We start from the raw sequence: 21,931 nt of genomic DNA on the forward strand, positions 1-21,931 counted from the left end.
CCGATAAACAGAATTAAATTAAGTTTTAGCTATTAGATGATACCGTTTTTGGAACATTTGTAAAAGGAGTGACTATAAGTGGAATCTATCGTAAGCAAGGTTCTAGATAATGTTGATATTCAAATTTTAGATTTACTGCAAAAGGATGCACAGTTAAGTAATACTGAGCTCGCAAAGCGTGTCAAGTTATCTCCCCCAGCTATACATTCAAGGATAAAACGTTTGGAAAATGAAGGGTTTATTAATGGACAAGTAGCAATTTTAAACCAGGAGAAGCTAGGTTTTGATTTATTATGTTTCATTTTTATTAGTACAAATATACATCAAGCTGAAGAACTGGAAGTTTTGGAAAAGGCATTAGCTTCTATGTCAGAAGTATTAGAGTGTCATTGTTTAACAGGTGAGTATGATTATCTTCTAAAAGTGGCTAATAAAGATCGGAAGGAATTAGAAATATTTATTAGAAAGTTAAATAAACTAGGCATAACAAAAATTCAAACTAGCCTAGCTCTTAGAGAAATTAAATATTCAACTGTTTTACCTATATGGGAAGAAAAGTCCCGTTCGTAAAAGAACACTTTATCGAACGTGTTTTATAGAACAAGAGAGAGAGAAAAGGTAGAAGAAGAAATAAAAAAATGAAGTCCTTTATAGATTGGATCCCAAGGAACGAGTCATTTAAGATTATTCTTATCACTTCAAGAGAATTGGGCAGGTACACTATGTCTTTCAATAATTACATCTCAACATCACTAGAAATACAAGCTTATGATCGATCCCGATAAAATCATTGCGTTAGAAATTTGAAATTTATAATGCCAACTGTATGCCATATATTTTTTCTTGAAAATGGATTGCTCAACCAGTTTAAGCACTGAGCCGTGGATCGATTAAAAAGCAGTGCACTCTTTATGAGTTGCACTGCTTTTTAAAATTTAATCCCGTTTATTATGGTCTTTAATTAGAAAAACGGTATTAAAGTATGCTGAATGAATCATTATCTTTATTTATTTATTTAACAAAACAGCTTCTTCGTTTCTAGGTTGTAGAGCCATTTGTAGTGCTCTTTTTTCTTCATCGTTTAAAGGGACCAATGGTAACCGGACACCTCCAACATTTAACCCCCGCATATTTAATGCTGATTTTACTGGTGCGGGGCTTGGTGCAGCAAATAATGCTTTCATGATTGGAAGAAGGTTACGATGTGTAGCGGCAGCACCATGGACATCACCATTTTTAAAGCTATTTATCATTTCTTGCATTTCATTACCAATTATGTGTGAAGAAACCGAAACAATTCCTGTTCCACCGATGGCTAAAACCGGTAATGTTAACCCATCATCGCCGCTGTACAATGTAAAATCACCAGTTGTTTTGCTTATGATTTGTGCCATGGCATCTAAGTCACCACTTGCCTCTTTTACAGCCACAATATTGTTGATTCTTGAGAGGTTAACAATCGTCTCTACTGACATATTTACAACACTTCGTCCTGGAATATTATAGAGCATTACCGGTAAAGATGTTGATTGGGCAATAGCCTTAAAGTGCTGAAATAATCCTTCTTGAGACGGCTTGTTATAGTATGGGGTAACGAGCATTATTCCGTCGACTCCTGCTGCCTCAGCTTGCCTTGTTAAGTTGATGGAAGCTTTCGTGTTATTTGAGCCAGTTCCAGCTATGACTGGAACTCTTCCATCAACAACCTCAACAACAATTTTGAATAAATCCAGTTTCTCTTCTGTTGTTAATGTAGGGGACTCTCCAGTTGTACCAGCTATTACTAATCCATCAGAGCCATTAGCAATTAAATAGTTTACTAAAGTTCTCGTAGCATTAAAATCAACCTCATCATTATGATTGAACGGGGTAACCATTGCGGTTAAAACTTGGCCAAAATTCATAACTTCACACCCTTTTGTATGATTTTTTAAAAATATTCAGAGGTGGTGGGCCATTCAGGAGTAAACGCAAAAAAGCAACAACGAGGATTCGCTGCTGCAGTAGAAACAATATTTATCAAAAAAATGTTTCCGCGCATAAGATAGCCCTCCATATAGTTTCCTATATGACAGTCCTGTATTTATTCAATAGCAGAACCAGCTTCAAGAACATGAGATTCTTTCGGCTTCGGCAAATTCCCCTTTCCACAATAGTCATAGGATCTCATTCTCCTCAAAATGTGTACTAATGGTTTTTGCTCCTCTATCCTCACTTCAAAAGTATGAAGTAAGAAAATATTTAATTGACTGTAATATAACAAGGAATCCTTTCTATTGCAAGGCAATTTAGAAAATTTTTTTAAGAATACATGAATAATCAATGAAAATGGATACGGTATAGGGCTGGATTCATCTTTTTTAGATTATGTAATCTCAACATTAATAGTTTTATAGATATATTCTGTTTCATAGGTGATTGGGCTTTTAGAAGCACAACCTGACGAATAAGGGTTTGTATTATCGTAGGACAATGCTAATGCTTTATTCATCGGTGCAATCGCAAAAAACAGTCCAAAGACAAGAGTTATTACCATCACAATATTTAATAATTTTTTATAATAACCTCTCTCCTTTCCTTCTTCTAGACTTTACCATATGAAAATTGGTATTTCTATGTACTGTGGAATCATTTACCATCTGTATAAATATTACCATTTTACGGGTAACTACGTAGTTGAGGGATAGTAGGGATAGTACCCCATTCCCATTAAGAAATGGAAAATCAATACCAAAAACGAAACAAAAGTGAATGGAACGAATACTGGCCTTAGTCCTTTTCTGATTATTAATATATAAATTACATTGGTCTTATATTTTATTAATAATGTAAAGTTACTATTTTAATTGGTAAACACCTTAAAAATTTATAAACAAGGAGGATAGTTGTTGATCTGTTTAAAAAATACATAATTAGCTAAACGATAAATAGGAGGTATTGATTTTGAAAGGGAAAAATAAATTTGCAGCAATGCTGACAGTTGTAACGGTAGGATTAACAACTTCTTTATCAAGTGTACAAGCATTCTCGGAATCTTCAAATTCAGATAATAAACGTAAACCTGAGCTCGTTTTTCCAGTAATCAGTGATGTGCATATTGATGATGGATCAACAGCTGATATGAACAAGTTCAGAACAGCCATGGATCAATTAAATAAAGCTGCGCCTAGACAGGATGCTTTTGTTGTCGTTGGGGATTTAACGGACTATGGATACGCTTCTGAATATGATAAGTTCTTCTCCATTTATAATGAGAAGAAACAAGGTGGTGTCCAATCCATGTTTACAATGGGGAACCATGATTATTGGAATGGACTTTCCGTTGAAAAGGCACAAGATCGTTTTCTCGAGAAAACAGGAATGGATTCTCTTTACTATCATAAAAAAGTAAATGGATATGATTTTATTACGTTAAGTCCGGAAAATGGTAATACGCATGGTTTATATTCCGTTAATCAAATTAACTGGCTAGGTGAAAAGTTAGCTGCAGCAGAAAAAGAGAATCCGGACCAACCAATCTTTGTTTTTCTTCATCAACACATTAAAGACACTGTGTATGGAAGTGACTTGTGGGGAACTCAGGAAAATAAAGAACTTTTATATGATACTTTAAAGAAACATCCACAGGTTATTACATTTTCAGGCCATTCTCATTATCCACTCGAAGACCCGAGAACGATTCATCAAAAAGACTTTACGTCAGTTGGCACGTCTTCTGTAAGTTATTTGGAATTGGAGCCAGGCAAACTTCAAGGGTTCCATCCAGAAGGATATCGGGATATTAGTCAAGGAATGATTGTAGAAGTTTATAATAATAAAGTTGTCATTAAAAAACGTGACTTTCATAAAGACGATTGGACAGGAAAACCATGGGTAATAAAAAATCCTTCTAAAAAAAATAAATTTAAATATACAGACGATCGAGATCAGTTACCACCGGTTTTTGCAGTTAAAGATAAGGCTTCGATTGTAGAAGAAAAATCTACACTAAGAAGTTTGAATGTAACATTTCCACAGGCAATAGATAACGCACTCGTACATTCATATCACATTACAGCCAAAAACAAGGAAACAGGGGAGATGGACGCAGATTTCACCGCATTTTCTGAATTCTATTATGATCCTGTACCAAAGAATTTAGAGTTCCCTGTTGCTGGACTTAAGCCAGGTACTGATTATGAAATTAAGGTACAAGCACTAGATTCATTTAACAATAGCAGTAAAAAGGTGTTACTGGCTGAAGGTCAGACAAAAGCCCTGGAAATGGTCTCGACACAAGCTTCTCCTTCTTTAGTAACAGAAGGTGAATCGACTGCACTCCAAGTGAAGGTGAAAAATTATGGAAGTAAAAGTATGAACGGGAAAATTAAAGTTGATGCACCTGAAGGTTGGAGTTTGGAGCACAATGAACTTGAGTATGTGCTATCAGGAACAGAAGAAAAAATGTTGACAATAAAAGCTACACCTAGCAAGGAGATATCGGGTTCATCACAATTCAAGATTACTGCTTACGAGGAAGGCCAAATAATTGGCTCCAAGAATATAAATGTATTCGTCAACATGATGCTTGGAGAAAGTTTTGACCAATTAGAGTCTGCATTAAAGCCAGCAGTGAATGAAAACATTCCAAGTTCCATTCTCGGTTGGAGCCATACAGCTCCTAATGGCTGGTCGGTTACGAATAGCTCGAATATGCCAGCTGGTACAGAAGAGTGGCAAGGTTGGAGCTTCACAACAAAGGACTTTTGGACAAAAGCAGAAGACCAGGAGCGTAACAAATTTGAACTTGGTCAAGGTGTTATAGCAGTAGCGGATCCTGATGAATGGGATGATAATGGTTCACCAGCAGCAAAAGGCTATTTTGATAGTACATTAACTTCACCTACTGTAAAAGTTGATGATGCCAAAGAGCTATACTTAGGATTTGCATCCCACTATAAACAAGAAGGAACGCAAACAGCTGAAGTGACTGCTGTCTTTGATAATGGGGAAAAACAACAAGTTCTCGTTTATGACAATAAAGCTGCTTCGGATAATAAAAATGGACATGTTTTGAATAAGTATGAAGTTAAATCGATTAATGTTCCTGAAGATGCTGCCTCTATGAAATTACAATGGAGAATGCATAATGCTAAAAATAATTGGTTTTGGTCGATTGACGATATTAGATTGGATGACCAAATGATCGTTTCACCAAAGTAAAGAGAAGAACAGATGAACTTTTCTTGATATTTGTAAAATGCGGACTTTCCTTAAGGGGAAGTTCGCTTTTTCTCTATGTCTCACAAACTCTGGACAAATAAAAAATATTTTAACAAAAAACAAGCTAGCCGGAACCCCGCTGGAAGCTTGATAAACAGTCGGCGGAAAGTGAGCGGATTTCTGAAATCAAGCTGGAACGTTTTTAAATAAAGAAACTGCAGGCAAAACTAAATAAGGACTTGGTTATACTGCATGATTTTTTTATTTTTTATGAACTGCAAACCCAATGGATTGAAGGAATATGCGACACTCCTGCCGAAAAACTGGCTAGCCTAGACCCCACAGACGCTTGCGTCGAGTAGGCTTGGCAGACAGTCGGCGGAAAGTGAGCGGATTTCTGAAATCAAGCTGGAACGTTTTTCAAATAAAAAAACTGTAAACTGACAATAGAATAGGATTTTTTATATGTATTTTAGAAAATTTTAAGATTTGTGTGATATGTTTTTTTTAGTACTAAAAAAAGTTATCGTGGGCAACATTTTTTTATGCAAGAACAGCAGATAAACAACTTTTCTATAAATGAGTAAACGAAAGATCGAAGCGGGGTGAAAATATTTGTCAATTAAAATGAGATTTCTGTTGTCCTACGTTGGCGTAATCCTTATTTCCATCACTTTGTTTTTAACAGCTGGATTTTTACTTATTTTTGCGATAACAGGTGATGTAAAAGCGATAGAACATTTATACAAAAAATCTTATCTCCAAAAACCTTTGACTGCAGTAGAGGAAAGTGTGTTTCTCGATTTAAAGCTTTTGGCAAAAAATAACCCTGAGCAGCTGCTAAATGAAGAACAGCTGAAGAAGATTGAACATGGAGATATTAAGATTGTCGTTAGAAAAGGTAAAAACATTGATTATGCGTCCCAAACACTAGATAAGCCAGGCTTGATACAATCACTTCCCAAGTTCGAAGAAACGAATATCAATACGCGGGACACAATCAAAATGAAAGACTTTTTTTTCACTTATGTGAAGTTTGATTTTTATTTTTCAGATAAAAGTGAAGGAAGTATTTTTGTATTGAGAAAGGCAAGTTCATATGCCGAGCTGACTCGAGAGCTCTTTCCCATTTTATTCGCTCTATTGTTATTACTGTTTGTAATGATTATTGGACTATTAAATTATTTAGTTTCACGTAGCATCATCAAACCGATCTCAATTCTTAAAGAAGGCGCAGAGCGGATAAAATCAGGAGATTTAAACTTTGAAATCAAGGCGACTTCGAATGATGAAATCGGGCAATTGAATAGAGCTTTTGAGGAAATGAGAAAAAAGTTAAAAGAGTCCGTAAACATTCAGCTTCAGTATGAGGAAAATCGCAAAGAGCTTCTCTCTAATATTTCCCATGACTTGAAAACACCGATCACTTCGATTATGGGGTATGTTGAGGGGATTAAAGACGGAGTAGCAAACACCCCACAGAAAATGGACAAGTATTTATCGACTGTATACCTAAAAGCAAGAGATATGGATTCATTGATAGATGAATTATTTTTATTTTCCAAGTTGGATTTGAAAAAAGAACCATTCACTTTTGAAACGGTCAGGTTAGATAAGTATTTAAAAGACTACGTAGAAGAACTTCAACTGGATTTACTTCAACTAGGGATCCAGATTGAACTTCATCAGGTGAATAAGCCGATATACGTGACAGCGGATAGAGAGAAACTGAAACGCGTATTGGCCAACCTGATCAGCAATTGTGTAAAGTATATGAATAAAGATGAAAAACACATTTCCATTTCTCTGCATGAAGGACTATATGATGTTGTTGTACAAGTAACTGATAATGGCTATGGAATAGAATCTTCTGCTTTGCCTTATATATTTAACCGCTTTTATCGTGCTGAGGAATCTAGAAATTCCCGGACAGGTGGAAGTGGTTTAGGACTTGCGATTGCAAAAAAAATTATCGGCGAGCATGGTGGAGATATTTGGGCTACTAGCGAGATAGGAAAAGGTACAAGTGTCTTTTTTTCCATAAAGAAAGGTGAGGAAATGTGAAAAAGATATTACTTATTGAAGACGAAGTCAGTATTGCTGAATTGCAAAGGGACTATTTGGAAATTAATGATTTTAGTGTCGATATTCAACATACTGGTGATGCAGGTCTCCAACAGGCCCTTCAAGGAAATTATCATTTAATCATTTTGGATATCATGCTTCCAGGGTTGAATGGATTTGAGATATGCAAACAAATACGTGCTGTCATGAATATCCCGATTTTGCTTGTATCCGCCAAAAAGGAAGATATTGATAAAATTCGGGGGCTTGGTCTAGGGGCAGATGATTATATTACAAAGCCATTTAGTCCAAGTGAACTAGTTGCAAGAGTGAAAGCGCATATAGCGCGGTATGAACGTTTATCAGGAAGTCACCCCAAATCTAATTCAATCTATGTTCATGGGATTTCAATAGATAAGTCAGCGCGCAGAGTTCACATAAACGGAGAAGTGGTGCCGTTTACAACAAAGGAATTCGATACTTTGGTGTTTTTTGTCATGCATCCGAATCAAGTATTAAGCAAAGAGCAGCTTTATGAAAATATTTGGGGATTGGAATCGGCTGCGGATGTTTCGACTGTCACCGTCCATATCAGGAAACTACGTGAAAAAATTGAAAGAAATCCTGCACATCCTAAATTTTTGGAAACCGTTTGGGGAGCAGGGTATCGCTTTAATGTTTAAATAGCATGTTAAGGACCCGTCACGAAGTGGCGGTTTTTTTTATAAACATTAAGAAATTTTATTAATAAGTTAATCATTATTTAAGAGATTGTTTAGAGGGAGTTTAAGGTTAAGCATTAACATAATGAAGACGGAATAAGTAAGCAACTAAAAATAAAAGGGAGAAAAAAACATCATGAAACCTAAAGAACATGTCAATTTGCTACATAAGAATGACGGGAAATCCATTTGCGGCTGTGAAGTACAAACAGGGAAAGGATGGTGTGTTTCATGTGGAGATGGCTAACGATTGTCATCGGAAGCCTTTTCATCCTTCAAGGCTGTGTCTTGGATAATGAAGTAGAGCTAAATAAACAAGAAAAGGAGACAGGAAAGGGAATGAATGTACAATTTATTCAAGCCGTAGAACGTAAAGAAACGGAAAGAATAAGAAGCTTGATTGAGCAAGGTGCAGAAATAAATACACAGGACTCGGAAGGGCGAACCGCCACAATGATTGCGACTTATAACAATGATGTAGAGACGGCAAAAATCCTTATTGAAGCGGGTGCAGACGTCAACATTCAGGATGACATGAAAAATAGCCCCTTCTTGTATGCCGGTGCTGAAGGTTATGTAGATATACTTAAACTTGCGATTGAAGCGGGTGCAGACCCCTCTATAACCAACCGTTATGGTGGAACGGCTTTAATCCCTGCTTCGGAACATGGTTATGTTGAGGTTATTAAAGAACTTCTTACTAAAACTGATATTGATGTGAATCATGTGAATGATCTCGGTTGGACCGCTTTGCTAGAAGCAATCATTTTGAATGATGGAGATGGAAAACAGCAGCAAACAGTTCAATTGCTAATAGATCATGGGGCAGATGTCAACATCCCCGATAATAACAGTATGACACCTTTACAACATGCCCGCGAGAAAGGGTTTAAGGAAATTGAACAAATTTTACTTAAGGCAGGAGCAAAATAACCAGATCGCTATACTTTTAATTTGTAATATCAATTGCACTACAAAAAAAACCACAATATGATGAGGAGACGAAAAAATGAATAAAAAAGCAATAATTTCATCAGCTATACTACTTGGGATAACGTTGGCAATAACAGGATGTAACACAAACGCACAAGAAAATAAAAGCGCTCAGAAGCAGGAACAAACTGCAAAACAGAGTAAACAAGAAAAAAAGTTAACCGCAGGAGAGGAAATGACTAAAATTCTTACTAGCACGAATTGGCAAGGAACAAAAGTTTATGATAAAAATAATAATGACTTAACAAAGGAGAATGCAAGCTTCATTGGTCTAGCTAAATATGATGATGAAGCATCGAGATATGAATTTTTTGATAAAAATACTAAAAAAAGTCGAGGTGATAAAGGAACTTTCTTTATCACGAATGGGAAGATTAGAGTGTTAATTTCAGAATCAATGGGTTACCAAGCCGTTGTTGAAATAACTGAACTGAATAAGGATATGTTTACTTATAAAAGAATGGGCAAAGATGCAAAAGGTAACGAAGTAGAAGTGTTTGTCGATCATATTCCCTATACTGAAACAGAACTTTCCTTTACTGATCCAGACAAAAATTTGGAAACTTATACAGGAGATGTAGTTACAGACGTTGATGGAGACAAAGTTTTATCAAGCACCACATGGAAAGGTACAGTGGCATTGGATGAAAAGGGAAATGATGTATCAAGCTATAACTCGAATTATTTAGGTCTGGCAAAATATGATGATAAAACAAATAAGTATGAATTTTTTGATGCTAAAACCGGTGAAAGCCGTGGTGATTACGGCTATTACGATGTTGTTCATGGAAATAAGATTAGAGCCCATGTTTCACAAGGGGAAAATAAGTATGGTGCAGTTCTTGAACTTACGGAGCTTAATGAAAATAAATTCACTTATAAACGAATCGGTAAAGATAAAGAGGGCAAAGATATAACGATAACAGTTGAACATATACCTTATGAAGGTGATTTGAAGCTAAAATCAACTAAGTAAATAAAAAAAGGGATTTTGCATTAATAGCAAAATCCCTTTCTTGATATAGTAATAGAATGTAGTTCAATTTTTTTACGCGTTAAACTGTTCAACAGATGTTTCCAGGTCATTAGCGAGCCTTACCATCGAAGAGGTGGAGAAGGAGATGTCCTCCATGGATTTCGCTTGTTGATCGGTTGATTGGGCAACTTGCTTTGAAGCCACTGCCGTTTCCCTTGTTAACCCTGCAAAATCTTCTATCGAAGCATTGATTTCTTGAGAACTTGCTGCCATTTGCTCTGTAATGGCGGATATTTCTTGAATCTGATCACTAACATGCTCAAAGGATTTTATGGTCTGTTTAAATGTTTCTCTTGTATTCAGGACAAATTTTGTCCCTTCCTCTACCTCTTTAGTACCGGTTTCCATCATTTTCACTGATTCATTTATGATGGATTTAAAATGAAGTAGGGACTCTTGTATATTGATTGCAGATTCCTTGGTGCCTACTGCCAATTTCCGTACTTCGTTCGATACCACCGCAAAACCTTTACCCTGTTCACCGGCTCTAGCAGCTTCAATGGCCGCATTTAATGACAGCAGGTTGGTTTGCTCGGCAATTCCCGTAATTAAATGTACAATATTCACAATTTCATTTGCTTGTTCGTCCAATTTCTTTATTTCTGAACTTGTTTGCAGCATAACATCTTTTACTTGCAGAATTTGATTTGAGAGTTCATTTATATCTTTATTTCCGATGGACATTCTAGCTGAAACATGATTTGTCTGTTCGCTGACTTCAGAAGAAGCTTCGGCAATTTTTTGTATCCCTATGGTCATTTCCTCGATGACCCTTGATGATTCTTCACTTCTGTGCAATTGTACTTCCGCAGCCCCTGCAACTTGCTGAATGCCTTTAACAATATGTTGTGTGGAAGTATCCATTTCTTTGATTTTGTGTTCGATATCACTTGATGATTCCAATAGCTGGTATGATGAGTTTTTCATGGAGTTGACAATAATGGTTGTATTGGTGATCATTTCTTCAAAGGATTTCACTAAAACCTTTATTTCGTCGTTTCCTTTAACCCTTGTGTTGCTAATCAGTTTATTGGCTGATAATAAATTTCCATTTGAGATTTCCTTTGCAGCCATGCTGACCTTGAGAAGGGGGCTTAACTTTCTAGTCAAGAACCATATTAATGCACCTACAACGATTGCCATTAAGATTACATTGATTATTATCATCAGGGGAAGGATGCCACCCAGTACTTTGCCGGTCGTAGCATCGACTTTACTGGCATCAATATCCACCCCTAGTATTCCAATGACCTCGTCCCCTTTCTTTATGGGAACAAAAACGGATAAATAGTCACCATATTCAGGATCATGAACGATGGAAGTGGTAGAAACCTTTCCCTTCATGACGCTTTCTACATCCTGATATGAAGTTACGGTTGTGGGGGTTGAAATGGGAGATGCTTTTTTATCTTCCTTACCCATTCCATCTATAAGAATATGGACTTTTTCGCTACTTTCGTCAATCCCCAATGTATAGACATATAATGCTCCAGTTTTTTGTTTATAATCGTCTAACTGTTCGCGTATCTCCCAATATGTAGAGGTTTCGGATTGATTACTTAAAAAATCGGCATAATATGTTGGATTTATTCCTTGAGCGATGTTGCTTGCGATGTCTAAGCTGCTCATAGCGATTGTTTTCTCAACCGTATCATTTGTACTTTTATACATCAATAGTAAACTTCCAATTAATGTAATGGCCATACCTGTTAAAAGAACAAAACCTATTTTCGTACTGAGTTTATTCATCTTTGTTTATTCCTTCCCCGTGTTATATATTTACCATGTTTTATATATCGGTAATAATTCAATATATTTAATGAGCCTTTAAAAGCTTCGAGTAGAGTTTTTTCCCTTTAGTCTTTAACCTGTTGGATAGAGGTTCATAATGAAATGATCTCAATATAAATAATGGATTGTAACTTTTCAAAAGAGAAAAAAGTATAAATCTTTATACAAGGAAAATAACTTCTGTATGAAAGACACGGGTTAAAATATACAAACGATTACCACTTTGATGAAACGCAAGGTCATAAAAGAAAAAAGTTCTTAAAGACAGTTTTTTCAGAAGGAAAAACAAAATTCCAAACTTAAAAGCTCAATAAAGGAGAGGAATGTATTTTAAGGGAAACCTATAGTTATGTTCGATTCTCTATTCTATAAATATCTTAGTATTGAAAAAATTCATCTTTCCCATTCTGATTCTATAAATCTTGACTGAAAAGGATATGATTAATAAATGTTGATTCTCTAAATATTAATTAGCGAAAAATAGAGGTTTTGTTAAATTGTTATAAAATTCAAAAAATGGTTTGACATTAGTAAAATTGGAAGCTTATAATCAACGTAAGATTTCAAATTTAAAAACCGAGTTTTATAATGTAGAACAAATTAACCTTCATGTTATTAAAAGTAATTGTTTAAAATGTCATGAATCAACTTGAAACGCAACTAGAAGTGAAGTGTTTTCCTTACTCCGAATAAAACAAAACGGAGTTTTATAATATAAAACAATTTAACTTTGGCTTATACAAGGGTGAGGAGAAGTTCTTAAAATCAGTCATAAATGATAACGCTTACAAAAAACTTTTGGGAGGGTTTTTATTGAAAAAAAGAATGCCTTTTGTATTCTCCACAAGCTTAACTCTTGCAGCAGCTTTACTTTTATCAGGATGTGGTGGAGGTGAGGGTGAAAAAGCCAGTGGATCTGGCGTTGAAAAGAAAACGATAAAAGTGGCGAATTATTTTGCTGAAAATCACCCTCAAAACATTGCCTTGAGAGAAAAATTTGAAAAAATAGTAGAAAAAGAGAGTAATGGTGAACTAGAGGTTCGGATTTATGCGAACAGTACTTTAGGTGCAGAAAAAGAATTTTATGACGGCGTCAGAAACGGAACGATTGAAATGGGTGTTCCAGGACTAATTATGCAGTCGGACATTCCGAAAATGGGTGTTCCGGAATGGCCCTTCCTATTTCGGGATTACGATCATGTAAAGAAGGTATTGAATGGACCTATCGGAGAAGAATTGACAGAAGAACTTGATCCAAAGCATGGAGTGACACCGCTCGCATGGAGTGCAAATGGATTTAGGATGTTTTCGAGTAATCGTCCAATTAAGAGTATGAAAGATTTTGATGGACTTCGACTCAGAATGCCGAACATTCCGAATTACATAAAACTAGGTGAATCATTGGGGGCAAATGTTAGTCCATTACCAATTTCAGAAGTTTTTACCGCACTTGAACAAAAGGTAGTGGATGCTCAAGATAATCCCATTGCCACGTTGAGATCCTCGGGGTGGAATGAAGTTCAAAGTGATGTACTAGAATCCAAGCATATGTTCAGCCCCAATATTTACATTATCAATAGCAAATTCTATAAAGGGCTGACAAAGGAGCAACAAACCATCATTCAAAAAGCAGCAAAAGAGTCGGCAGCATATGAGTTTGATTTGATGGAAAAAAGTTATGAAGATGACAAAGCATATCTTAAGGATAATGGAATCAAATTCACTAAGCCTGACGAAGATTTTGCACAAAAAATGTTAAAAGCATCTCAACCTGTTTATGATGAAGTTTTTGAGGAAAATGACTGGGCGGAAGAGCTTGTAGGAAAAATAAAAGCAGAATGAAGCAGGCGCTTTAGATAGGAAGGGGGAGATGTATAGGTGAAAAAAATTTCCAAAACCCTAGAAAATTCGTTGAACATTATTATGGCAGCAGCTTTAGCAATTATGGTCGTACTCGTGTTTGGTAATGTAGTACTTCGTTATTTCTTTAATTCAGGGATTACTTGGTCAGAAGAAATGTCAAGGTATCTCTTTATTTGGTTGACGTTCCTCGGCGCCATCGGAGCTTTCAAAAACAAAGAACACTTAGGTGTCGACATGGTCATCAAACGGCTCCCGAATAAGATGAAAAAAGTGGTTCTTGTTATTAGTGATTTGATGATGTTATTCGTTCTTCTCCTGATCCTGGATGGCAGCTGGAAAATGACATTGATAAACATTGATAGTACTGCACCAGCCACAGGCATGCCACTGGCATTTGTATATGGGACAGGTATTCTTGTGAGTGTTTCAATGGGCAGCATGATCATTTTCAATTTATATCGGATTTTCTTCAATAAAATTAAAGACGAAGAATTGGTGATGATAAGTGAGTCAGAAGAGCTAATTTCTCTCCATACTGATGAATTTGCTTCAGATATTAGGATTGTCAAGGAGGAGAAACAGGGATGATAGGTGTATTTGTCGGATCTTTACTGGGAGCCATGGGACTTGGAATACCTATTGCCTTTGCCTTACTTGTGAGTAGTGTAGTGTTAATGTATTTCCTTGGTATTTTTGATAGTCAAATAATCGCACAAAATCTAATCAGTGGCGCTGATAACTTCCCTCTAATGGCCATACCGTTCTTTATGCTTGCAGGAGAGGCGATGAATAGGGGCGGATTATCACGGCGTATCGTTGAGATGGCAATGAACTTGGTTGGCCATATCAAGGGAGGCCTTGGCTATGTTGCGATCATTGCGAGTGTGTTGTTTGCAAGTTTATCAGGATCTGCCGTTGCCGATACAGCAGCGCTTGGGGCTATATTAATTCCAATGATGGTGAAGTCAGGGTATGATGTGAACCGGTCAAGTGGGTTGATTGCATCCGGTGGTATCATTGCCCCGATCATTCCGCCAAGTATTGGCTTTATCATTTTCGGTGTCGCAAGTGGAGTGTCCATTACAAAGCTGTTTATGGCAGGAATCGTTCCTGGTATTTTACTAGCGGTTGGACTAACGGTTACCTGGGCCATTGTTGCACGAAAAGATAAAGTCGCCGTTAACCCCCGGGCTTCAACAAAAGAAATTCTTACTTCTCTTCGTCAAGGAGTTTGGGCTCTATTCCTGCCCATCATTATCATTGGTGGATTGAAATTCGGTTTATTCACACCGACTGAAGCGGCAGTGGTGGCTGCAGTCTACGCCATATTTGTCGGTCTTGTAATCTATCGAGAAATGAAAATGAAAGATTTGTATGAGGTCTTTGTTCATGCAGGAAAAATGACGAGTGTTGTCATGTTTCTGGTCGCCGCGGCACTCGTGTCATCCTGGCTGATAACGGTAGCCGATTTACCTGGTCAGGTGATTGGATTGCTGGAGCCATTTATGGATCATCCATTCCTTCTATTAATAATGATAAACTTATTGGTCATCGTAGTTGGAACTGCTATGGATATGACGCCGACAATCCTTATTCTAACACCTGTATTGATGCCATTGGTGGTCGCTGCAGGTATTGATCCAGTTTACTTTGGTGTCCTGTTTATCCTGAATAACGCCATCGGTTTACTTACACCACCGGTCGGAACCGTATTAAATGTCATGTGCGGCATAAGCAAGATCAGTATGGAAGATATCATGAAGGGGATTTGGCCTTTCTTGCTCGTGGAAGTAATTGTATTGATCTTGTTGATTCTGTTCCCTTCCTTAGTGCTGGTTCCTCTAGGCTGGTTTACCTCCTAACGGAATTAAACTAGTAATTCGGTTTGTATGCTGATATTCATCTTAATTAATAGGAGGAAAATGATAATGAATAATCTGTTCAAGCGTTTGGCGGTGGGGGTTTTACTGCCAGCCGTATTGCTATTAAGTGCTTGCGGAAACCAAAATGAAAGCGCTTCAGCTGACGGTATTCAAAAAAGAACAATCAAAGCAGGAATCGGGAATAGTAAAATGCATCCACAAGGGCAAGGAATGGAGAAATTTAAAGAACTGGTTGAAGAAAAAAGCGGGGGAAAAATGAAGGTCCAAAACTTTTTTGATGCCACCCTCGGGGATGATCAGAAAATGACAGAAGCACTTCAAGGTGGTTTACAGGAAGTAACTGTTCCTTCAACCTCTCCACTTGTGGGAATGATTAAGGAATTTGGAATTTATGACTTCCCGTTTGTCTTTAATAATGAAGAAGAAGCTTATTCCGTACTTGATGGTGCAATAGGCAAAAAACTTTTGGATAAATTACCGGAACATGATTTAGTAGGTCTGGGATATTGGGAAAATGGTTTCCGAAACTTAACCAACAGTAAACACCCTGTTAAAACGGTTGAGGATTTCAAAGGCCTTAAAATTCGTACCATGCAAAATGAAGTGCATTTAGATGCTTTTTCAAAGTTGGGTGCTAATCCATCGCCGATGGCCTTCTCTGAAGTATTTACTGCACTGGAAACCGGCACTGTTGATGGGCAGGAGAACCCACTCGCAACAATTCAAACGCAAAAATATAATGAAGTGCAAGACTACTTAAGTCTTACAAATCATGTTTATACACCATTTGTATTCCTTGTAAGTAAAAAGTTCTGGGACGACCTATCAGAAGAAGAGCAAAAAATCATGAGTGAGGCCGCACAAGAGGCTGGAAAGTATCAACGGGAAGTTAACCAAAAAGAAAATGAAAAGGCACTTAAGTATCTAAAAGAAGAAGGAATGAAAATCAATGAAGTAGAGCCGGAAGAAATGGAAAAAATGAAGAAAGCCATCCAACCAGTGACGGACGAATATGCCCAGAAATTCGGGCCGGATCTTGTAGAGGAAATGATGAGCGAAGTTGAAAAAGTACGCGGTAAATAATCCAGACTGTTTGGAGGATAGAAAATGGATATTATCTCTGAACTTTTACGTGAAATCCAATTACCGAAAATGGTCAAAGTGAGGCAGAAGTTTCTTACACCTCATATAGCTGATGTAGCTGGTGAGGTGAAGAAGGCGATAAAAGAAGCAGGTGTCTTATCAAGAATAAATGAAGATGACAGGGTGGCAATTGCAGTAGGAAGCAGAGGGGTGGCGGACCTTCCTACTATTGTAAGAGAAACGGTGGCTGCCGTTAAGGAGGCTGGCGGTAATCCTTTTATAGTCCCTGCAATGGGAAGCCATGGGGGTGCTACAGGGGATGGACAAATTGATGTGTTGCTTCAACTGGGTATTTCAGAAGAATCGGTTGGAGCGTCAATACTGTCATCGATGGAAGTTATTAAACTGGATGAATTGCCAAATGGGCTCCCTGTCTATATTGATAAGTTTGCATATGAATCAGATAAAATCATTGTCATTAATCGGATAAAACCACATACGGCATTTCGCGGACCGGTTGAAAGCGGACTAATGAAAATGATTACAATCGGTTTAGGCAAGCAAAAGGGAGCCGAAGCTGCACATGCATACAGCTTTAAGTATATGGCGGAACATGTCCCTGAAATGGCAAAAATTTCTTTAGCGAAAGCTCCTATCATATTTGGTCTTGCGACTATTGAAAATGCCTATGATAAACCAGCGAAAATCGTCGCAGTCCCAGCAGAGGAATTGGAGGAAGTGGAACCGGGACTATTGCTTGAAGCAAAATCATTGATGCCAAGAATCCATTTCGATTCGATCGACGTACTTATTGTAAATGAACTCGGAAAGGATATTTCAGGGGATGGAATGGATCCGAATATTACGGGTAACTTCGCCACTCCATATGCTACCGGTGGGCCAGAGGTTAAACGGACCGTTGTACTTGGACTTACTGAAAAAACTCACGGTAATGCAAACGGCATCGGCATGGCTGATATGACGACGAAGGCCGTCATGAATGAAATCGAATGGGAAAAAGGCTATGCCAATGCACTCACAAGCACAGTGACAGATGTAGTAAAGCTCCCGATGTTTTTAGATACGCAGGAATTAGCTGTTAAAGCTGCTATCAAAACGTGCAATGCCTTCAATTTGAATAAAGTGAGAGTCGTAAGAATAAAAAATACGCTTGAAATCGGTGAAATTTGGATTTCTGAAAGCATGATGGAAGAAGCTTTAAAAAACAAAAATTTAGAAATCCTGTCAGAACCAGAAGAATTGGCACTAGACTAAAAACCTTGGTTAATATTTTTAGAGAATGGAAGAATTCATTTGAAATCAGAAAAGGAGTGCTGAAATGACACACCTATATCCACTAATTGATAACGGGATAAACCCTTACCGCGATAATGTACAGGGAAAAGCAAATGAACCCATTACGGTTGCAGGTTTGTTGGACCGTTCGAAGCTGACGCTTGGCTCCACATATGAAGGGGGCAAGCCTGATTGGACGCTTGAAGAAATTTATATGCGGCTAGAGAGGAATGCCCCGCGTATCGCAATAATCGGTGGTTCGTCCGATCATCCGGCCCATATAATGGATTACCAAACGTCAGCACGGGCAGCAATCCGCATTTGGCAAAACGGCGGTGTGCCGTTTCATTTCTCGACACCGGTGATGTGTGATGGCACTGCGCAAAACAATCAAGGAATGAGTTACTCTCTCCAGAGCCGAAACGCGGTTGCACAAATGGTTGTCAACCAGCTAGAAGCTCACAGTTATCATGGTGCATTCGTAATTCAAGGGTGTGATAAGCAGCCTCTTGGTGTTGTAAGTGCACTCGCACATGTTGATCGTGTTCGCCGAAACCGTGGTGAAGCACCCTTTTTCGCAACATTCGCACCTGCTCACGTATTGGAAGGCGGTTCGATTCCAGCTGACGTGATTGAAGAATTGGAAACTCTTGCGAAAAAAGCGGAAAGTAAGGGAGCTACTGATGTAGCCGTTGATTTACGAGATACGATGGCATATATATTGCAATGTTCATCGAATACTGCATTTCAGGGTGTATTTGAACGGGCCTATGAACGAGGAATATTGACGAAGGAACAGCATAAATACTTTGAAATGAGACTTGCTGTCGCAACATGTGACGGGCAGGGAGGTGTATGTGCCTTTAATGGTACGGGGAATAGTTCACGTCATTTAGTGGCAGGCATGGGTCTCGTTCATCCAGCAGTGGAGCTGTTGACCGATCCACCAACACAACGCCAGATTAATTCGGTGCTTGATAGCTTTGCCGGCATGATAAACGAAGAGCGCTACGGCGTGGCCAACATTGTCGCTGCGAACATAAAAAATGCAATCCGTATTCACAGCGCTTCGGGTGGTTCTACTAACTTAATGATGCATATTGTTGCAGGCATGCTTTATGCAGGATACAAATTCAGTTTATGGGACCTTGACCGCATTCATCATTCACATCCAATTCCTGACTTATTTGATTACAGTTTGACAGAAGGAAGGGACATTTATTCACTTGCGATGCAGTGTTGCAGCGGGAACAGCAGAGGAATGGAAACACTTTTTCATGAACTTATTGAGAATGGTGTACCAATGGATCAGGATGCGCCGACTGTCGCAGCAAAAACCTGGAAAGAACGACTTTCGATCACAAGTAGCCTAAAAGCGGTTAATGTAAAGGAAAATCAGGTCATTTTATCCAATCCACGCCGTGGATTCAGCGGTGTTGATGTATTAAAAGGAAACTTCTTTGAAAGCGCCGTTGTAAAAATCAGCGGTATGCCGACACCACAGCTTGACCAATTCGATGATAAGCTTGCATTTGTCCTTTATTACGAAAATGAAGATGATGCAAATAAAAGCCTGCTCGATTCAAATCTGCTTTCAAAAATAAAAGAGCAAAAGCTTTTCGAACATAATCTATTGCTAGAATCTCTTAAATACAACAATGAGCCGGAATGGTCTCTTCTAAAAACCGCTACCTATGGGGAGCTATTTGACAGGATGGTTGAAGCAGGCACATTGAAAATTGCGGTTATTATCTCAGGGCAGGGGCCAGTGGCATTCGGAATGCCTGAAATGTTTACACCAATGCAACACATCAATGCAAATCGTGTTATGAAAAAAATCGCTACAATCATTAGCGATGGCCGCTATTCAGGAGTCACATATGGTGCTGCCATAGGACATATGACACCGGAAGCGTATGAAGGTGGCGGCATTGGTTTACTTAAATCAGGGGATGTAATTCACCTTCAGCTTCGTGATCGACGGATTGATTTTGTAGATTCTACTCAACTTCATTCTGGAAAGGTTATTCATGATTTTGCGGATCATTTTAAAGAAGAAAGACAATCATTGGCAGCTGAACGCAAGCAGCGGATGAAAGTTAGACAAAAAATGGTTGCGGCTAGCAACAGGATGTTTGGACATACAGATGCAGCAAATGGTGTTGTTCCAATCGCTGTCATTGAGGATGCGGTGCTTGATTATGAACAAGATATTATAATCCAGGAAAAAAAAGTAGAAATAAAGTGAGGTATGCTCGTCGTAAATCCGATAAGATAAAGGTAGACAGAATGATAAAAGGAGTGAGGAACGATGCCTATCATCCAATCGGTGGAGCGTGCCTTGAAAATATTGGATTTATTTGATGAGCGTGAGCGTGAACTAACTATAACAGAGATAAGCAAACGAATGAATTTACATAAAAGTACGGTTCATTCACTATTAAAAACCTTACAGGAGCATCACTATATTTCACAAGGCGAAGAAAATGGAAAATACTCGCTAGGATTAAAGCTATTGGAGAGGGGAAGCGTTGTCGTGACCCATCTCGATTTGCGCAATGTAGCAAGAAAACATCTTGAATGGCTTTCAGCAACAACGAATTTGACGCTGCACCTTGTCATATTAGACGGGCAGGAAGGTGTCTATGTCGATAAAGTGGAGGGCACTGGGGTAACGGTCCTCTATTCCCGTATTGGCCGGCGTGTTCCGATTCATACGAGTGCAGTTGGCAAATCTCTTGTTGCAACCAAAACGGATAGTGAACTGGATTTACTCTTGGACGGCTATGATTATACAGGACCGACCGATAGATCGATTAGATCCAAGGACCAATTTTTAGCGGAAATCGAAAAAGCACGCATTAATGGATATTCAATGGATAATGAAGAAAACGAACCGGGCATTTTCTGTCTGGCAGTACCGATAAAAGATTATTCAGGCAAGGTAATCGCTGCAATGAGTGTATCGATGCCTGCTTCTAAAGTAAATGAAGAAACACATGAGTATTATGTACGTCTCTTAAAGGAATGCAGCAGTAAAATTTCGCAGGAGCTCGGCTATGAATATCAAAAAATATAAATGAGGCCTGCCAATTAGGAGGAACTAGAAAATGAGAATTATTCGCTATGTAAAAGAAAGTAAAAAACAACTTGCTGCCGTGACAAACGAAAACAATGTGGTGGACCTTCCATTTACGGATTTTATGTCGTTGATTACAACGGCACGTCATGATAACAGAACAGCGTTTGATATTGTAAAACAAATTGCCGCCGAAGGGGAACTGCAGCCACTGGAAGGTCTTCAATTAACAACTCCTATCGACGCACCTGAAGTATGGGCATCTGGCGTTACCTATAAAAAAAGCAAGGAAGCACGTAACTACGAAGCTACGCAAGGAAAGCTGGACCGCCAAACATTCTATGACAAAGTTTATGATGCAGTGCGTCCTGAGATTTTCTTTAAATCGACTGCAGCAAGAACTGTGGGCCCGAATGATCCGGTATACTTGCGTTCAGATTCAAAATGGCAAATTCCTGAGCCGGAGCTTGGTCTGGTCATCGATAAAGAGGGAACGGTACTCGGATATATCGCGGGTAATGACATGAGCTGCCGAGATATTGAAGGTGAAAATCCGCTTTATCTTCCACAGGCAAAGGTATGGAAAAATTCTTGCTCCATTGGACCGGCAATATTGTTAAAAGAGGCTGTTACGGATCCATATGAGCTTAAAATCATGTGCCGTATTTATCGAAATGAAGAAAAAGTATTTGAAGGTGAAGCGAAAGTAAACCAACTGAAACGAAAATTGGAAGAGCTTGTCGACTATTTAGTCTTAGATAATACTGTTTTTGACGGATCAGTTTTACTTACTGGTACATGTGTGGTTCCGCCAAATGAATTTACATTGAAAGGCGATGACCGAATTGAAATCGAAATACCAGGGATTGGAGTATTGAACAACCCGGTTATCCAAAGTAAAGCAGTTCAAACAATTTAA

At 38.2% G+C, this 21,931-nt stretch carries 16 protein-coding genes and 1 riboswitch; of the genes, 14 read left to right on the top strand and 2 right to left on the bottom strand.

The genetic code is table 11. The features are described 5' to 3' along the window. The first annotated feature begins 78 nt into the window (after positions 1–78). Positions 79–570 carry an Lrp/AsnC family transcriptional regulator gene (locus tag ACWF5P_RS22915; RefSeq protein WP_230175854.1) on the top strand — a complete coding sequence of 164 codons (492 nt, stop codon included), beginning with the start codon at positions 79–81 and terminating at the stop codon, positions 568–570. Positions 571–1,007: 437 nt separating this feature from the next. On the opposite strand, the gene dapA is transcribed toward ACWF5P_RS22915, so the two are convergent. Next, entirely contained in the window at positions 1,008–1,904 is an 897-nt protein-coding gene (gene dapA / locus ACWF5P_RS22920) for a 4-hydroxy-tetrahydrodipicolinate synthase (protein WP_101225060.1), read from the bottom strand. Between the two features lie 133 nt (positions 1,905–2,037). Beyond that, positions 2,038–2,216, bottom strand: a riboswitch (Lysine riboswitch). Between the two features lie 727 nt (positions 2,217–2,943). Here dapA and ACWF5P_RS22925 point away from each other — a divergent pair. The 5 genes from ACWF5P_RS22925 to ACWF5P_RS22945 all read left to right on the top strand — a co-directional run bounded on the left by ACWF5P_RS22925 (position 2,944) and on the right by ACWF5P_RS22945 (position 9,957). Then, entirely contained in the window at positions 2,944–5,202 is a 2,259-nt protein-coding gene (locus tag ACWF5P_RS22925; protein ID WP_434167063.1) for a metallophosphoesterase, read from the top strand. A 615-nt stretch (positions 5,203–5,817) separates the two neighbouring features. Continuing rightward, positions 5,818–7,266 carry a sensor histidine kinase gene (locus tag ACWF5P_RS22930; RefSeq protein WP_402937268.1) on the top strand — a complete coding sequence of 483 codons (1,449 nt, stop codon included), beginning with the start codon at positions 5,818–5,820 and terminating at the stop codon, positions 7,264–7,266. Further along, entirely contained in the window at positions 7,263–7,949 is a 687-nt protein-coding gene (locus tag ACWF5P_RS22935; RefSeq protein WP_434167062.1) for a response regulator, read from the top strand. Before ACWF5P_RS22930 ends, ACWF5P_RS22935 begins: the two co-directional genes overlap by 4 nt. A gap of 270 nt (positions 7,950–8,219) precedes the next feature. Beyond that, positions 8,220–8,921 carry an ankyrin repeat domain-containing protein gene (locus ACWF5P_RS22940; RefSeq protein ID WP_434167061.1) on the top strand — a complete coding sequence of 234 codons (702 nt, stop codon included), beginning with the start codon at positions 8,220–8,222 and terminating at the stop codon, positions 8,919–8,921. Between the two features lie 76 nt (positions 8,922–8,997). Then, on the top strand, positions 8,998–9,957 hold the full coding sequence (locus tag ACWF5P_RS22945; protein WP_101225053.1) for a DUF4822 domain-containing protein: 960 nt from the start codon (positions 8,998–9,000) through the stop codon (positions 9,955–9,957). 72 nt (positions 9,958–10,029) lie between these two features. Here the strand turns inward: ACWF5P_RS22945 and ACWF5P_RS22950 are convergent, their stop codons facing one another. Beyond that, positions 10,030–11,766, bottom strand: a complete 1,737-nt coding sequence (locus tag ACWF5P_RS22950) for a methyl-accepting chemotaxis protein (RefSeq protein WP_434167060.1) — start codon at positions 11,764–11,766, stop codon at positions 10,030–10,032. Positions 11,767–12,621: 855 nt separating this feature from the next. Between ACWF5P_RS22950 and ACWF5P_RS22955 the strand changes: the two genes are divergently transcribed. The 8 genes from ACWF5P_RS22955 to ACWF5P_RS22990 all read left to right on the top strand — a co-directional run bounded on the left by ACWF5P_RS22955 (position 12,622) and on the right by ACWF5P_RS22990 (position 21,931). Then, on the top strand, positions 12,622–13,650 hold the full coding sequence (locus tag ACWF5P_RS22955) for a TRAP transporter substrate-binding protein (protein WP_434167059.1): 1,029 nt from the start codon (positions 12,622–12,624) through the stop codon (positions 13,648–13,650). 36 nt (positions 13,651–13,686) lie between these two features. Beyond that, complete coding sequence (locus ACWF5P_RS22960) at positions 13,687–14,259, top strand: TRAP transporter small permease subunit (RefSeq protein ID WP_434167058.1); 573 nt, start codon at positions 13,687–13,689, stop codon at positions 14,257–14,259. Further along, complete coding sequence (locus tag ACWF5P_RS22965; RefSeq protein WP_101225474.1) at positions 14,256–15,533, top strand: TRAP transporter large permease; 1,278 nt, start codon at positions 14,256–14,258, stop codon at positions 15,531–15,533. Before ACWF5P_RS22960 ends, ACWF5P_RS22965 begins: the two co-directional genes overlap by 4 nt. 60 nt (positions 15,534–15,593) lie before the next feature. Then, a complete protein-coding gene (locus ACWF5P_RS22970; RefSeq protein WP_230175860.1) occupies positions 15,594–16,637 on the top strand; it encodes a TRAP transporter substrate-binding protein in 1,044 nt (347 codons plus the stop codon). Between the two features lie 24 nt (positions 16,638–16,661). Then, the gene (locus ACWF5P_RS22975) at positions 16,662–17,912 is read left to right on the top strand and encodes a lactate racemase domain-containing protein (RefSeq protein WP_434167057.1); all 1,251 of its coding nucleotides are present in this window, start codon (positions 16,662–16,664) and stop codon (positions 17,910–17,912) included. Between the two features lie 64 nt (positions 17,913–17,976). Continuing rightward, on the top strand, positions 17,977–20,181 hold the full coding sequence (locus ACWF5P_RS22980; RefSeq protein WP_434167056.1) for a dihydroxy-acid dehydratase domain-containing protein: 2,205 nt from the start codon (positions 17,977–17,979) through the stop codon (positions 20,179–20,181). 63 nt (positions 20,182–20,244) lie between these two features. Then, entirely contained in the window at positions 20,245–21,012 is a 768-nt protein-coding gene (locus ACWF5P_RS22985; RefSeq protein ID WP_101225470.1) for an IclR family transcriptional regulator, read from the top strand. Between the two features lie 31 nt (positions 21,013–21,043). Continuing rightward, positions 21,044–21,931, top strand: a complete 888-nt coding sequence (locus ACWF5P_RS22990; protein ID WP_101225469.1) for a fumarylacetoacetate hydrolase family protein — start codon at positions 21,044–21,046, stop codon at positions 21,929–21,931.

The sequence above is a fragment of the Peribacillus sp. NPDC055009 genome (assembly GCF_053608705.1).

Excerpts from the sequence above, each read along its gene's own strand:
- dapA (WP_101225060.1), bottom strand. The coding sequence starts at position 1,904 with ATGAATTTTGGCCAAGTTTTAACCGCAATGGTTACCCCGTTCAATCAT.
- ACWF5P_RS22940 (WP_434167061.1), top strand. The coding sequence starts at position 8,220 with ATGTGGAGATGGCTAACGATTGTCATCGGAAGCCTTTTCATCCTTCAA.
- ACWF5P_RS22945 (WP_101225053.1), top strand. The coding sequence starts at position 8,998 with ATGAATAAAAAAGCAATAATTTCATCAGCTATACTACTTGGGATAACG.
- ACWF5P_RS22950 (WP_434167060.1), bottom strand. The coding sequence starts at position 11,766 with ATGAATAAACTCAGTACGAAAATAGGTTTTGTTCTTTTAACAGGTATG.
- ACWF5P_RS22965 (WP_101225474.1), top strand. The coding sequence starts at position 14,256 with ATGATAGGTGTATTTGTCGGATCTTTACTGGGAGCCATGGGACTTGGA.
- ACWF5P_RS22970 (WP_230175860.1), top strand. The coding sequence starts at position 15,594 with ATGATAATGAATAATCTGTTCAAGCGTTTGGCGGTGGGGGTTTTACTG.
- ACWF5P_RS22975 (WP_434167057.1), top strand. The coding sequence starts at position 16,662 with ATGGATATTATCTCTGAACTTTTACGTGAAATCCAATTACCGAAAATG.
- ACWF5P_RS22980 (WP_434167056.1), top strand. The coding sequence starts at position 17,977 with ATGACACACCTATATCCACTAATTGATAACGGGATAAACCCTTACCGC.
- ACWF5P_RS22985 (WP_101225470.1), top strand. The coding sequence starts at position 20,245 with ATGCCTATCATCCAATCGGTGGAGCGTGCCTTGAAAATATTGGATTTA.
- ACWF5P_RS22990 (WP_101225469.1), top strand. The coding sequence starts at position 21,044 with ATGAGAATTATTCGCTATGTAAAAGAAAGTAAAAAACAACTTGCTGCC.